11 protein-coding genes and 2 tRNA genes are annotated in these 15,039 nt (G+C 45.9%); 7 read left to right on the top strand and 6 right to left on the bottom strand.

What is annotated here, in order from left to right; genetic code table 11:
- The first annotated feature begins 147 nt into the window (after positions 1-147).
- The 3 genes from F3J22_RS00185 to F3J22_RS00175 are packed head-to-tail and all read left to right on the top strand — an operon-like array spanning position 148 to position 3,168.
- A complete protein-coding gene (locus F3J22_RS00185) occupies positions 148-405 on the top strand; it encodes a twin-arginine translocase TatA/TatE family subunit (RefSeq protein ID WP_167013103.1) in 258 nt (85 codons plus the stop codon).
- 56 nt (positions 406-461) lie between these two features.
- The gene (gatA, locus tag F3J22_RS00180; protein WP_167013101.1) at positions 462-1,907 is read left to right on the top strand and encodes an Asp-tRNA(Asn)/Glu-tRNA(Gln) amidotransferase subunit GatA; all 1,446 of its coding nucleotides are present in this window, start codon (positions 462-464) and stop codon (positions 1,905-1,907) included.
- Positions 1,908-1,917: 10 nt separating this feature from the next.
- On the top strand, positions 1,918-3,168 hold the full coding sequence (locus F3J22_RS00175; protein ID WP_167013099.1) for a lytic transglycosylase domain-containing protein: 1,251 nt from the start codon (positions 1,918-1,920) through the stop codon (positions 3,166-3,168).
- A gap of 313 nt (positions 3,169-3,481) precedes the next feature.
- Here the strand turns inward: F3J22_RS00175 and F3J22_RS00170 are convergent, their stop codons facing one another.
- The 3 genes from F3J22_RS00170 to gap all read right to left on the bottom strand — a co-directional run bounded on the left by F3J22_RS00170 (position 3,482) and on the right by gap (position 7,417).
- Complete coding sequence (locus F3J22_RS00170; RefSeq protein WP_167013097.1) at positions 3,482-4,903, bottom strand: cation:proton antiporter; 1,422 nt, start codon at positions 4,901-4,903, stop codon at positions 3,482-3,484.
- A 138-nt stretch (positions 4,904-5,041) separates the two neighbouring features.
- Positions 5,042-6,232: a phosphoglycerate kinase gene (pgk, locus tag F3J22_RS00165; protein ID WP_167013095.1), complete on the bottom strand. Its 1,191-nt coding sequence runs from the start codon at positions 6,230-6,232 to the stop codon at positions 5,042-5,044.
- Positions 6,233-6,400: 168 nt separating this feature from the next.
- Positions 6,401-7,417, bottom strand: coding sequence for a type I glyceraldehyde-3-phosphate dehydrogenase (gene gap / locus F3J22_RS00160; protein ID WP_167013093.1), 1,017 nt, complete (start codon positions 7,415-7,417; stop codon positions 6,401-6,403).
- Between the two features lie 140 nt (positions 7,418-7,557).
- Here gap and F3J22_RS00155 point away from each other — a divergent pair.
- Positions 7,558-7,629: transfer RNA gene (locus F3J22_RS00155), tRNA-Glu, on the top strand.
- 260 nt (positions 7,630-7,889) lie between these two features.
- Here the strand turns inward: F3J22_RS00155 and F3J22_RS00150 are convergent.
- Positions 7,890-11,075: a sensor histidine kinase gene (locus tag F3J22_RS00150; protein ID WP_167013091.1), complete on the bottom strand. Its 3,186-nt coding sequence runs from the start codon at positions 11,073-11,075 to the stop codon at positions 7,890-7,892.
- A gap of 143 nt (positions 11,076-11,218) precedes the next feature.
- Between F3J22_RS00150 and F3J22_RS00145 the strand changes: the two genes are divergently transcribed.
- Positions 11,219-11,665 (top strand): SRPBCC domain-containing protein, encoded by a 447-nt coding sequence (locus tag F3J22_RS00145; protein ID WP_167013089.1) that lies wholly within the window; start codon positions 11,219-11,221, stop codon positions 11,663-11,665.
- Between the two features lie 41 nt (positions 11,666-11,706).
- Here F3J22_RS00145 and F3J22_RS00140 read toward each other — a convergent pair.
- Positions 11,707-11,778 (bottom strand) — tRNA-Glu (locus F3J22_RS00140).
- A gap of 130 nt (positions 11,779-11,908) precedes the next feature.
- A complete protein-coding gene (locus F3J22_RS00135; RefSeq protein ID WP_167013087.1) occupies positions 11,909-13,165 on the bottom strand; it encodes an MFS transporter in 1,257 nt (418 codons plus the stop codon).
- A gap of 190 nt (positions 13,166-13,355) precedes the next feature.
- Here F3J22_RS00135 and F3J22_RS00130 point away from each other — a divergent pair, with 190 nt between their 5' ends.
- Positions 13,356-13,760, top strand: a complete 405-nt coding sequence (locus F3J22_RS00130; protein WP_167013085.1) for a hypothetical protein — start codon at positions 13,356-13,358, stop codon at positions 13,758-13,760.
- Positions 13,761-13,947: 187 nt separating this feature from the next.
- Positions 13,948-15,030, top strand: a complete 1,083-nt coding sequence (locus tag F3J22_RS00125; RefSeq protein WP_167013083.1) for an efflux RND transporter periplasmic adaptor subunit — start codon at positions 13,948-13,950, stop codon at positions 15,028-15,030.
- Positions 15,031-15,039: the final 9 nt, after the last annotated feature.

The raw sequence follows: 15,039 nt of genomic DNA, 5'->3' as shown, positions 1-15,039 counted from the left end.
TGTAATAAGCGGGGCCAGCAGGCTCCGCTTTTTTCGTTTTCTTAAAAAGATATTAAATCTATATCCGCTCCTGTATTTTGGCGGAAAAAAGCGGATTTTATAGTTTACCTTTGTAGACTGAATTTTTAAATAATCAATCAAAAAAAGATGACTGCTGTTTTCGCTAAATCTACTTTTTTATTCCTCGGTGATCTGGGTGGTTCTGAAGTGCTGCTGATTGCTATTGTGGTGTTGCTGCTGTTCGGTGGCAAAAAAATTCCTGAGCTGATGCGTGGCCTTGGTAAAGGCATCCGTGAATTTAACGATGCCAAAAACAATGTGCGTCAGGAAATTGAAGAAGGAATGAAAGATAAACCTGCTGCTCCAACTCAATCATCTACTACCGACACCACCCACGGTGCGTAATCGATAGTACACGTTACGGAGTATCTATATTTTAATCTGTTTTAACTGGTTTAGCTTTGCCTGAATTCAGCAGTATAACTACTTTTCATAAAGCATTATACGCCGGCAATACTACCTGTACGGAAAAGGTACGTAGCTATCTCAACCGTATAGCGGAGCTAAAACATTTGAATGCCTTCCTGGAGGTATATGAAGAAGAAGCCATGGAAAAGGCCCGTCAACTGGACGATCGTATTAAAAACGGTCAGCCGGTAGGCCCCCTGGCAGGTGTGGTGGTAGGTATCAAGGATGTTATTTGCTATAAAGGCCATAATGTAAGTTGCGCTTCCCACATTCTGGAAGGTTTCAACGCTTTATATTCTGCCACCGCAATCGAACGATTGCTGGAGGCAGATGCTATTATTATCGGTAACCTGAACTGCGATGAGTTTGCTATGGGTTCTTCCAATGAGAACTCCGTATACGGTCCGGTATTAAATGCATTGGATACTACCCGTGTTCCGGGTGGATCATCAGGAGGCTCAGCCGTAGCAGTACAGGCTGATCTCTGCCAGGTGAGCTTAGGTAGTGATACCGGCGGCTCAGTCCGGCAGCCTGCCGATTTCTGTGGTATTGTAGGGTTAAAGCCCACATATGGCAGAATATCCCGATATGGTTTGGTCGCCTACGCGTCATCTTTTGATAATATCGGGGTTTTTGGCAAGGATATTGCCGATGTGGCAGCAGTTCTGCAAATTATAGCAGGACCTGATGAGTTCGATAGCACGGCTTCTCAAAAAGAAGTACCAGATTACCAGACAGGTCTCACACACAATAAATCCTATAAATTTGCGTATTTAAGGGATGCATTGTATCATGATGGCCTTGATCCGGAGATAAAGAACGCATTTATAGATCTTTTTGAATCTTTGGTAGATGATGGTCACGAAGTAACCGGCAGCGGTTTTGACCTGATCGATTATGTTGTACCAGCCTATTATGTGCTGACTACAGCCGAAGCATCTTCCAATTTGTCGCGTTATGATGGTGTGAAGTATGGCCACAGAACGGAACAAAAAAACCTCGATCTGACCGATTTTTATAAGAAAAGCAGATCAGAAGGTTTTGGTAAAGAAGTAAAAAGGCGTATCTTACTGGGGACTTTTGTACTGAGCTCGGGCTATTACGACGCGTATTACACTAAAGCTCAACAAGTTAGGCGATTGGTTGCTGATAAACTAAACGAGATTCTCAACCAGTATGACGCCATTTTAATGCCAACAGTGCCTTCAACGGCATTTAAATTAGGGGAAAAAACTGACGACCCTATAGCTATGTACCTTGCCGACATATACACGGTCTTAGCGAATTTGGCGGGTGTACCTGCAATATCGGTCCCCATGTGGAAGCATTCTAACGGGATGCCTTTTGGTGTACAGATCATCACAAAGAAGTTTGACGAGTCTAACCTGTTAAACATTGCCCATCAATTGATGGAACGCAACCAGGGATCGATTGTATAAAATAAATTGTATGAGAAAAATCTTTTTACTTACGCTCTTGCCAGCATTGAGTTTTGGAATTGTGAAGGCGGATAGCAACGGCATACCTAAAAAGACGGATATCGCTACGCGATATGCCGATACTGCTGTATTAAATCAAACCAGGGTAAAATTACCTAAGGATACCGTTCGCGCTACTCCTACTTCCATTGCAGTTAAAAAGGCGGCCCAAAGTCTGCCTAACAATATTCGTAGCCCAAAAGTCTACGAACAGATAAACAATAACCTGGTAGCCGGTTATGTGAATAACTACGCTACCCGTTACAGCCAGCACCTCGCCATCATGATCGAAAAGGGCCAGCCTTATTTCGCCATGGTGGAAAAGATTTTCCGTGAACACGGAATTCCTGAAGAAATGAAATACCTCGCTGTTATCGAATCCAGCTTCAACACCAACGCACGTTCCAGAGTGGGCGCCGTAGGTGCGTGGCAGTTCATGGCAGGTACCGCCCGTATCTTCGGTCTGAGTGTCGGTAAAAAAGTAGACGAAAGAAAAGACTTCTATAAATCTACACTCGCTGCAGCACAGTACCTCAACCAACTGTACGATCAGTTTGGTGACTGGTTACTGGTAGTAGCAGCTTATAACTGCGGCGCCGGCGGCGTTCAACGCGCTATGAAAGCCAGCGGCCGTGAAGACTTCTGGGGCATGCAATATTTCCTGCCAGCTGAATCACGTAACCACGTGTACAAATTCATCGCTACAGGTTATATCCTCGACCGATTCAACAACTTCTTCGGTGTTAGCATGGACGATAACAAAGCTGTAGTTACCAATGCTACAGAAGTTGCCGCTCCTGTTGCTGCCGTAGCAAGAGGTCCGTTGACAGAAGATGAAATCTTTAGCTCTGTTGAAGTAAACGTTACCGGTAAATACAGACTGGAAGCCATCGCTAAAGGCCTCGATATGGACGCCGCAGCACTGGACCGCCTGAACCCTGGTTTCGCAAAAGCTATGGCTTCTCCGGCTAATGCCTACGATCTGCGCATTCCTAAAGATAAAATGAAGCAGTTCCTGGCAGATAAGGAAGAAATCCTGAAAGAGTCTGTTCAAATGACCCTGGATGATAAAGCTTCCGCTGTGGATAAATCTAAATTCCCTGCTCCGGCTAAAATGCCTGAAGCAAAAGCACCGGCTGCAAAAGCAGCTGCTGCTCCCGCAAAAAAATCAGGGACTCACCACCACAGCACCAAGAAGAAACATCACACTAAGAAGAAATAAGCTGCATCGGTTACGATAAAGCATAAACGATATAAAGCAAAAAGGCCGTCTCTACTGAGTAGAGACGGCCTTTTTGCTTTAATAACTACACCCTGCCCCATTAAGCAAATACAGGCGTAGGTGTTAGATCAATATGTGTAATAATATCCGCAATGCAGCCCTGTATTGCTACGCTTTAATCATCTGCCTGAATAAACATACAGACATCATCGTTAGATATACCGGAAAAAAGAAGTCCGGCCGCTACTTAGTAGAGACCGGACTTCTTTTTATATTTTTTTGATTAAATACAAAACGGGTACAGGCGTAAGCGTTATGCCGTAACCGCTTTGGTATCATGTTGTTTACGCTCGGAATAAGCCACAATATCCAGCAGCGGGCCGGTCATGAAGGTCGTTGTCAGCGCCATCAGTACCATCATGGCAAATATTTCCGGAGAGAGGATGCCCAGATCGTAACCGATATTGAGCACTACCAGTTCCATTAAACCACGTGTATTCATTAATGCGCCTATGCTTACCGACTGGCGCCAGCTGGAGCCCATTAAGCGCGCGGTAATGGTGCTGCCACCGAATTTACCACCAACGGCAACCAGCATAATCATACCGAATGCAGCCCAGAGATGTCCCTGGGTAAGTAGCCCGATATGTGTACGCAAACCGGTGAATGCAAAGAAGATGGGCAGGAGAATCAGCAGGGAAACGTCCTGTAATTTGTCGGTGAATATCTTGCGGATCGTTTCCTGTACAGGCATGATGGCGCCTGCCAGAAAAGCCCCGAATAAGGCGTGAATTCCGATTACTTCGGCCATCCATGCAGACAGGAGCAAAGCAAGGAATACGATGCCGGCTGCGCCTTTTTCGTTGGATTTATCCAGCTGGCGCTGAATTACTTTTTTCAGCCACGGACGTACCAGCAGCAGCATGACTGCCACAAATACAATAGCAAGTGCAATAGTAATAATAGCCGTCGCTATACCTGTTGATTTAGCGATCGCTACCACAATAGCCAGGATACACCATGCGGTGATATCATCTGCTGCTGCACAGGTGATAGCCAGCGTGCCCAGGGGGGTGCCTGTTAATTTCCGCTCCTGTACAATCCTTGCCAGTACCGGAAAGGCGGTAATACTCATGGCGATGCCCATAAACAAGGCAAAAGCCATAAAGCTGATATTGGCAGGGGCATATGCTTCAAAGATGAAATAGGCGAGTCCTACGCCCAGGAAAAACGGCACCACAATGCTGGCGTGAGAGATCATCACGGCATCATGTGCTTTATTCTTGATTTTGCTGAGGTCTACTTCCATACCCACAATGAACATAAAGAATGCGAGACCGATCTGACTCAGGAACTGGAGGCTTTTTAAAGAATCCGAAGGGAAGAGGAATCCGGAAAAAGAAGGAGCTACCCAGCCCAACAGGGATGGCCCGAGGAGAATACCCGCGATGGTTTCACCTACCACCGAGGGCTGGCCGATCTTATTGGCCAGTTTTCCGAATACACGCGCCGCCAGCATGATCACCACGATCTGCAACAGCAGCAGGGCAAGCGGATGTTTGAAGTTGTCCAGGTACCTAACCCAGGTACTGCCTGAAGCCAGTACAGTTGCCGGGGAATTAGGGGTGGAAATGGCCTGTTTTATAGGGAGCGCCTGCCCTTTGCTCAGTACGAACCAGATCAGTGCGCCGAATATTCCGATAATAACAGGATACCAGATAAAGCGTTTATTCATATCTATCTAATTGAAATCTATCTGAAAGATAAAAAAAACCTGTTACCCATTAATATTATGAAATTGATCATCTGTATATATTAGAAAAGGTCTCTGTTCAACAGAGACCTTTTCCAATATATTTTATCGTGGAAATGCTTAGATAGCAGCGATTCCGGGAAGGGTTTTGCCTTCGAAGAATTCGAGCATGGCACCACCACCTGTAGATACATAGCTTACTTTATCAGCCAGGCCAAACTGGTTAACAGCGGCTACGCTGTCGCCACCGCCTACCAGAGAGAATGCACCTTTTGCTGTAGCTGCAACGATCGCATCAGCAACGCCTTTGGTACCTTTCTGGAAGGCTTCCATTTCGAAAACGCCCATAGGACCGTTCCAGAGAATGGTTTTAGATTGGCTGATTACTTCGCTGAAAAGTTTTACGGAGTCTGGTCCGATGTCGAGGCCCATCCATCCAGCAGGGATGTTATCGTTGGAAACGATCTGGGTGTTTGCATCAGCAGCGAATTTATCAGCAGCAACAGAATCTACTGGCAGAACCAGTTTCACGTTTTTCACCTTTGCTTTGTCCAGCAGTTCGAGTGCAAGGTCCAGTTTATCGTTTTCCACGAGGGAGTTACCGATTTCTTTGCCTTGTGCTTTCAGGAAGGTGTACGCCATACCACCACCGATGATGATGTTGTTAGCACGTTCCATGAGTGTTTCGATGATGAGGATTTTATCGCTCACTTTAGCACCGCCGAGGATAGCGGTAAATGGAGCTTCTGCGTTGTTCAGTACTTTTTCTGCACTGCTTACTTCTGCTTCCATGAGGTAGCCGAACATTCTGTTTTCAGGTGCGAAGAACTGTGCGATAACAGCAGTAGAAGCGTGTGCACGGTGGGCGGTACCGAAGGCATCGTTTACATAAACGTTGCCCAGTTTGGACAGTTGTTCAGCGAAGGAAGCATCCCCTTTTTCTTCTGCTTTGTGGAAGCGAAGGTTTTCGAGGAGCAGCACTTCACCCATTTGCAGGTCGGCAGCAGCTTTTTCAGCAACAGGACCTACGCAGTCGTCAGCGAATTTAACGGTAGCGCCGTCGAGGAGGGTGATAAGGTGGTATACGAGGTGTCTTAAAGAATATTTATCAGAAGGGCCATCTTTTGGTCGGCCGAGGTGAGACATCAGGATAACTGCGCCGCCATCTTTGAGGATTTTTTTGATGGTAGGAACAGCTGCGCGCATACGGGTATCGTCGGTGATTTCGAATTTATCGTTTAAAGGAACGTTGAAATCTACGCGGATCAAGGCTTTCTGGCCGTTGAAGTTATGATCGGAAAACTTACTCATGGAGTATCAGTTTTATTATAACAGAGAGAGTATTCAATAAAAAAAACCGCGGAACCAACAGCACAAAGCATGGAATCATCCGAAGATAAATCGGTGGTTTGCTGTTATGGTGTAGTTGCGCGGAATTTAAGACAAAGCCCCTGCCATGGAGGCGGGGGCTTGTATTAATTATTTAGAGATCAGCTGAGCGAAATGTTTCACGGTGCGAACGAGCTGAGAAACATAGCTCATTTCGTTATCGTACCAGGATACAGTTTTCACCAGTTGAGTATCGCCTACAGTTTGAACTCTTGTCTGAGTAGCGTCAAACAGGGAGCCGTAGTGGATGCCGATGATGTCGGAGCTAACGATTTCATCTTCAGTGTAACCGAAAGATTCGTTTGCAGCAGCTTTCATAGCAGCATTGATTTCTTCAACGGTAACTTTGGTACCGAGGATAGCGGTCAGTTCAGTCAGGGAACCGGTGATAGTAGGAACGCGTTGAGCGGAACCATCCAGTTTACCTTTCAGTTCAGGGAGAACCAGGCCGATTGCTTTAGCAGCGCCGGTGCTGTTAGGAACGATGTTCGCAGCAGCAGCACGTGCACGACGCAGGTCACCTTTTGGATGTGGAGCATCCAGGGTGTTCTGGTCGTTGGTGTAAGCGTGGATGGTAGTCATCAGACCGTTAACGATACCGTATTTATCCTGGAGAACTTTCGCCATAGGTGCGAGACAGTTGGTAGTGCAGGAAGCACAGGAGATAACTGTTTCAGAACCGTCGAGGATGTTATGGTTTACGTTGAAAACAACAGTTTTCAGATCGCCGGTAGCAGGAGCAGAGATAACTACTCTTTTTGCACCAGCAGTCAGGTGAGCAGAAGCTTTATCTTTATCAGCGAAGAAGCCGGTACATTCGATAACTACGTCAACATCGTGCTGTCCCCAAGGAATTTGTGCAGGATCTTTCTGTGCATATATTTTTACCTCGTCACCATTTACAGTGATTGAATTGTCAGAATTTTTAACCTCTGCATCAAATCTACCCTGCGCTGAATCATATTTCAGCAAATGCGCTAACTGCTTAGGGCTGGTGAGGTCATTGATAGCAACAACATCAATGCCTGGCATTGCGTAAATCTGGCGGTATACCAAACGACCAATACGGCCGAAACCATTAATACCAATTTTGAGAGTAGTTCCCATTTTACATCGTGATTTGAATATGAAAAAATCGAAGGCGAATTTACAATCAATAGATCTAGAAATCAATATATTTTTAGGTTATCAAAATTTTTTTTGGTGGATTCAAAAATATTCCTACTTTTGCAATCCCAAAACGATACGCCGCGTTGGTCAAGGGGTTAAGGCGTCTCCCTTTCACGGAGGAATCACGGGTTCGATTCCCGTACGTGGTACGAAAAAAGGTCTCTACTCAGTAGAGACCTTTTTTATTTATACCATATTCTTCTGTTCTCTTCTTTCTGAAAAACTTCGCAGATAAACGGTACTTCATCTATCTTTTCACCTTTCGTTTTTATATAAGTCCTGGGTGGGGCTTTTTTCTTGCATAAATATTGATTTATAAATTGGTTAACCTTTGATCGGCTGAAGATAACCAGGTGATTGTTTGTGATAACTGACGATCACCGGTTATCGCCGATTTTGGGGCGATATCCTAGTTCAGCTCCACGGGAAACCATAATGTAACCCTTGTCCCTGCCGCATTACCATTTTCATCATATAAGTCCTCGATCGTAAAACCTGCATCCACACCAAATTTGCTGCTGAAAATTGAAAGCCTGTCCCTGGTAATCTGCAAGCCCCTGGAAGAATGCTGGAGGCCCTGTAATTGCTTGATTGCCGCAGACCTCTCCCGGCCAACACCATTATCCTCTATTGTGCAATGTACCCGCTCTGCCACCTCGCGGAAGCATATCGTTACGCGGCCCTTGTCCTTTTTGTGGACGAGACCATGCCAGATCGCATTTTCCACAAAAGGTTGTACGATCATGGTAGGCATCTGTATCATATCCGCATCCAGCGCAGGATCGATATTGATTTTATATTCAAACTGGTCGGTGAAGCGAAGTTTTTCCAGCTCCATATAATTCTCCAGCATGCTTATTTCCCTGGAGATAGAGATGTTGTTTAGCTGGGAGTTGTCCAGCACGTTCCGTATCAGCTTCGCAAACCTGGAAAGGTAAGCCTGTGCCGATTCCGTTTCATTCTTCATCATAAATATCTGAATAGAATTCAGTGCATTAAAGATAAAATGCGGGTTCATCTGCGCCCGTAATGCTTTCATTTCCAGCTGTGCGATCTTCTGCTGTACGGCGTTCCGGTGTTTTGCTTCTTTTCTGATGAGCGATACACGTAGCCTGAAATAGCAATATATGAGTGCTGCCGTCAGCATCAGGGCCAGTAGCCGGAACCAGTTGGTTTGCCAGAAGGCCGGTTTTATTCGTATGTGCAGCTCCGTTATATGCTCTGAAAAAGTGCTGGTGGCATTGGCTGCCTTAACCCTGAATGTATAGCTGCCAGGAGGAAGATTGGTGTAACGCGCTGTCAGCAAGCCTTCTGCGTTCATCCATTTTTCGTCCATGCCTTCGAGCTGGTAGTAGTAGTTGATCTTTTCGGGGTGGTATTGCAGACTTTTGAATTCAATGGTGATGAAGTTCTGGCGGTAGTTCAGCTGGACGGGCTGATTTTCTCTCAGCGCTGCTTCGATCTGTATCGTGCTGTCCATGGCCTTCAGATTAAGTATGGTGACATCCGGCGGTGGCGGCGCGGGCAGCAGGCTGGCAGGATCGAAAGTTACCACATGGTCCGAAGCGCCTACCATCATCATTCCATTCTGCAGTTGGAGGATTCGCTTTCTGACTTTACGGTTATTGTCGATGATATCTGCGCCCTGCACGAAGGAAAGTAGCGTTCCTGTGCGGGTTTGCAGCTTATAAAAGCCGTGTTGCGTCGTTAGCCAGATATTTTTCTGGTCATCTTCCTGTAAGCATAATATCCACTCATTAAACGGCTGTCTGTTTATCAGGAAAGGTTCATAGTAGAAAGTGCGGGTATTAAAGAGCCAGAGGCCATGGTCCGTTCCTATCAGTAAGGTTGAATCATTTTCTCTCAGGATAGAAGTGACATTGCTGTATGTTTTGTCGTTCCACCTGAAGCTGATCTGGCGTAGCAGCTGGCCGGTGGCAGGTTGGAATAATACCAGTCCGGTATTGCTGGTAGCCAGCCAGAGGCGGCCATCACGGCCAGCTTCAATATCCATGACTGAAGTGGGTTTATGCAGACTGTCCAGCAATGTTTTATAATGGTGGAAAGTGTTGTTCTTAGGGTTCCAGCTGGCAAGGCCTTTTTTATACAGGCCTATCCAGACGGCGGTATCACTCAGTGGGAGTATGTGCAGTAGTGTCTGATCGTAGAATGCAGCATCGTGAAAGTGCCTGGTGAACCGGTGTTTGATGGGATCGTACAGGGAGAGGTTTCCATTTTCCTGTCCTACCAGGATGGTGCCGTCTGGCATTTCCGCGAAACTCCATACCAGGCCACGTTCTTCGGGGATGGTATTGTCGCCGGCTTCCCTGCCGGGCAAGTAAGTATTAATGAGTTCGAGGTTGGAATTCAGTACAGCAAAGCCTTTGCCCCAGTACCCGATATATACGTTGCCGTTAGTGCTCTGGAAGATACCGGTAACCTCGCCTGTGGGCAGGCGTTTGGAGGTATTGGAGAAGGTTGTATTGGTATCCAGCTGATGGAAAGTTTGACTGTAGAGGCTCAGGATATTCACGCCATGGTCTGTGCCGATCCATAGCTGGCCTTCGCGGTCGCTGGTCAGGCAGTTGGCTTCGTAGTTGAAATGGAATCCCTGCGGGTCGTTGTTGTTGCCGGTGATATTGAGGTCGAACTTAAGCGTGTGGTAGTTATACCGGAAAAGGCCGCCGTTTTCAGTGGCTACCCAGACATTCTCCTCGACATCACCGGAGACATCAAAGATGGGGTCTTTTTCCTGTGGCTGCTTCATGGTGGCAGGAGGTGGGCGGAAGGAGAAGGAGTCGAGCTGGTGGCTGCCGGGATTGTATTTATAGACATATCCGCCACGGGCTGCCATCCATATATTGTGGTGGATATCTGTATAGAATTTTTTAAAAGAGTGGTTTATGTTGAAGATGGGCAGCTGTTGCGGGTTGTTGCGACTATGATAGACCCGTTTGCGGTCGCTGGAAAGGAGATACAGGCCGTTGCGGCCGCCTAGCCAGAGGTTTCCTGCTTCATCTTCGAGGATGCCGTCCTGTATTTCAGCACGGATAGGCTCGGGGAGGATAGTGGCTTTGTGAAAAGACTGGCTCGCCTCATTGTATTGAAAGAGGCCGTCGCGGGTGGAGGCCCAGATGATACCTTTACGGTCTTCTATGATATTGCTGCATTCCAGGCCTTCGGGAACCTGGCTTTTATCGGCGATGGTGAGTGTCTGGACTTTGGTGGTAACGGGGTCGTATACACGAATATTCTCCGGTGTTCCCATCCAGATACGACCTTTTTTATCTTCACACAGGCAGATATCATCATAATAGATAGAGCCGGGGACTTTATCGAAATTGGCGACTGTTATGAGATTGGTACCGTCGTAGCGCTGCAGGGCAGTGCTGGCGATCCAGATAAAGCCTTTGTGGTCCTGCATGATGGCAGAGACATGGTTACTGGCGAGTCCGTCGGAGATGTCGAGGTGGGTAAATTTGTGAGGTACGCCGGTTTGGGCATTTCCCTGGAAGATAATGGCACAACAAAGTAGCAGGGCAACGACCGCAGCACAGAAAGAGGATAAGCCTGGCATAGAACGAAGCTGGCGCATTATAGGGGTACTTATTATTATGGTTAGTGTAAAGATAGTATCTATCTGCGCAATTTCCGGGATATCCTCCTGCCGGAATTAGATGAACGGTTTTTTTAAGCGCTGCCAATCGGTTATTTTGAAATCGCTTTAATCATCTGCATATGACAGAAAAATTTACCATCAGTATAACGGTTAATTGTACAAAAGCCAGGCTATGGCAGATTTTGACGGATTTAACACTGATACCAATATGGATGGGTGGTGATGAAATGCGGATTACTGTAGAAACGGACTGGCAGTTAAATGCGCCAATGGTAATACGCGGGTTTCATCATGTGGCTTTTGAGAACAGGGGGACTGTTATGATGTGGGAGCCTGAGCGGCGATTGGTGTATAGTCACCTGAGTACTGTTTCACGGTTGCCGGACTTGCCGGAAAGTTATAGTGTTATTGGGTTTGAGCTGAGGGAGAATAATGATGCCACTGATCTGATTATTACTGTCAGTAATTTCCCTACGGAGATTATCCGTAAACATCTGGAGTTTTATTGGAGAGGTACGATTTATAAGATTAGAGAGATGGCGGAGCGATCAACATTTCAGGCATAAAAAAAAAGCTACTCTGTTGAGAGTAGCTTTTTAATTTTTCGTACCACGTACGGGAATCGAACCCGTGATTCCTCCGTGAAAGGGAGGCGTCTTAACCCCTTGACCAACGCGGCGTTTCCGTTTTGGGATTGCAAAGATAGGCAATTGTTTTTAACTGCAAAATTTATTTTCAAATTTCCTGAAATTTTTTTTGCGAGGCGCAATTGCTATCAAAGAACTGGGATGCAAATATCGTAATAAATCTCAATTTTCCTTCACTTCAGCAAAAGAATTTGCAGGTATTTCCTGCATAAGTTGCTGTCTGCGCCTGATAAGACGCAATGAATACAGGCCAAGACACAGTGTGAATAAGCCTTGCAGCATGACGGTGTCTGGAGTGCCAAGTGTCTGGGAAATAATACCAATGAGTAATCCGCCGAGTGGCTGCATCCCGAAAAACGCCATGGCGTACAGACTGATAACCCTTCCACGCATGGATGGATCAACTGTTGTTTGAATGATGGTATTACTGATGGTTATCTGCGACATCATCCCGAATCCGCATAAAGTGGCAAATATCAGTGCCAGCGGATAAAACGTAGTATGAGAGAAAGATATTAATCCGATACCGAATATGATCGTATTGACAGCGAGTATTTTCCGGAGGTTATGTCCCGGCTTCAGAGATGCGAGGTATAACGCGCCAAAGAAGGCGCCTAATCCGATGGCACTGTCGATTACCCCGAAGGTGGCTGCGGAGCCTTTGAAGATATCCTTTGCATAAACTGGGATCAGGGTAGTGTAAGGCAGTACAAAAAGACTCATTAACCCCAGTAATACAAGCACTTGTGCAATGGCGGTTGTTTGCCGGGCATAGGCCAGTCCCTCCTTCAGCTCCGTAAATACCTTTTTTTGCCGCTTTTTAGCCTCATATGCGGGTAATCTCATCATCAGCAATGATCCGATCACGGCGACGAAACTAACCGCATTCAGGGCAAAACACATATCATCTCCCAATTTCTCTAATATAATACCCGCAATACCCGGCCCGATTAACCTGGAAAGATTGACCATAGAGGAATTTAATGCCAGAGCATTGGGAAGGTCTGCCTTATCTTCCACCATTTCATATACCAGCGATTGGCGGGCAGGCACATCAAATGCATTTATCAACCCCAGCAGTGCACTGAGGGCAATAATCTGCCATACCTGGTAATGCCGGAAATAAATAAGCAGCGTGAGCAGTACTGCCTGCAACATGGAGGCAAACTGTGTCACGAGCAGTAATTTGTAACGGTTGTACCTGTCTGAGGCCACCCCTCCGAGGAAAGAGAATACAAAAGAAGGGAACATGCTGGCGAACAGTGTTAATCCCAGCATGAATTTGGAATGAGTCTGGGCGTAAATTACCCAGCTGACAGCCGTTTTCTGCATCCAGGTGCCTATAAGAGAAATGGATTGTCCACTGAAATAAAGTCGGTAATTGCGACTCCTGAATGCACTGAATGTTTGTATCCTCATGATCTGTATCCCACCCTGAAAATAGTAAAGAAACTTTATTAATTAACTTTGCAAAAGTAGCGCCGTACCCTTCCCTGAAATATTAAATCTTCCTTAAAGTTTGAAGTGCATGTCTTAAGTTTCCTATTTATGAAGTTGTTTTACGTTCTAATCGAATTCTAATTTTATTTTAATAGCCTTTGGCGAACAGATGAGAGTAGTTGTATTTTTTGTATGCCTGTGCCTCCTTCTATTCAGAGGGGATGTACGCTTGTTTGCGGAGACGCAACGGAATGGCATCTGCAATACACACGCTCCCTTTACCGACAGAACACAACATGTCATCAAGGCTTCTCCCGCTCAGGATTTTGTACTGATGAATGATGAATCTCCCAACGAGGATAAGGCGTACATGATCAGTGAAACTATCGAGGAAAATGATAATTCGGAGTGCTTCTCTGTCAAATTCAAATTACTATTCAAATACTTTCTCATAGCGTATTACCAGACTTCCCCATCTGGATTAAGTAACCTACATAAATACTTTAAAGCCCCGTCTTCCGATATCGGGCAGGAATCCTGCAAGTATATCCTACAAGGTGTTTTAAGGATCTGACCTGCTTTGTACGTCTCGGCTCATGCTTGCATGTAGGCCCTGGTATATATGTATTTAGCTAGAAACCATTCTTATCTACACATTGCCGTGCCATGCTTTACCTCTGGTCGTTGACTCATGCTGATTGCAGGTTCTCTTAACTATTTACTTCCAACCAACTTGTCGAATAATATCCTTTTTAATTATCATGAATAGAATTGTCATGCTCGCCGGCTTGTCTGCGGTACTATGCTACACAAGCTGTAAATCGAAACCAGAAGAGAAAGAAGAAGCCAGTAAATACACGATCACCAGTCCTGTACGGATGGATACGTCTTTTACGAAGGAATATGTTTCTCAGATTAAATCTGTCAGAAATATTGAAATCCGTGCCCTGGAAAAAGGTTACCTCCAGACCATCCTGGTAGACGAAGGTCAGTACGTAAAAGCTGGCCAGGTGCTGTTTAGAATGATGCCTAAAATGTATGAGGCAGAATTACTGAAAGCAGAGGCAGAAGCTAAAGCTGCAGAGGTAGAACTGCAGAATACTAAAATGCTGGCGGAGAAAAACATTATCTCCAAAAATGAACAAACGGTAGCGCAAACGAAGCTGGACCAGGCCAGAGCGGAAATCGCCATGGCTAAACTCCACCTCGGCTTCACCGAAATCAAGGCGCCATTTGATGGTATCATCGACCGTATCCCTAAAAAACCTGGTAGCCTGGTGGATGATGGTGAGCTGCTCACCAGCCTCTCCGACAACAGCCAGATGTTCGCGTATTTCAACGTTTCCGAACCGGAATACCTGGACTATGAAACGAACCTGAAAAGCCGTGGTGATAACAAGGTAAATCTCCTGCTGGCCAACAATACCCAGCTGAAATATACCGGAGAAGTAACTACCGTTGAAGGTGAGTTCAACAACGAAACCGGTAACATCGCCTTCAGGGCTAAGTTCCCTAATCCTGATAAACTCCTGAAAAACGGTGAAACAGGTAAGGTACTGATGAACATGCCACTGAAAAATGCTTTGCTGATCCCACAGAAAGCCACTTATGAAATCCAGGATAAAGTATACGTGTTCCTGGTGGATAAAGATGGTAATGTGAAATCCAGACTGATCACTGTTGGTAGCCGCATGCCTGACCTGTACGTTGTTACAGATGGTCTGGCAGAGTCAGACAGAATCCTGCTGGATGGTGTACAGAAAACCAAAGATGATGATAAGATCAACTTTGAGTATAAAGCGCCTGCAGACATTATCTCTCACCTGAGATTAAAAGCGGAGTAGTTGTTCAAT

The sequence above is a fragment of the Chitinophaga sp. Cy-1792 genome, from assembly GCF_011752935.1.
Classification (GTDB): domain Bacteria; phylum Bacteroidota; class Bacteroidia; order Chitinophagales; family Chitinophagaceae; genus Chitinophaga.
The sequence above is the reverse complement of the archived record's forward strand: the minus strand, read 5'-3'. Positions and strand labels throughout refer to the sequence as shown.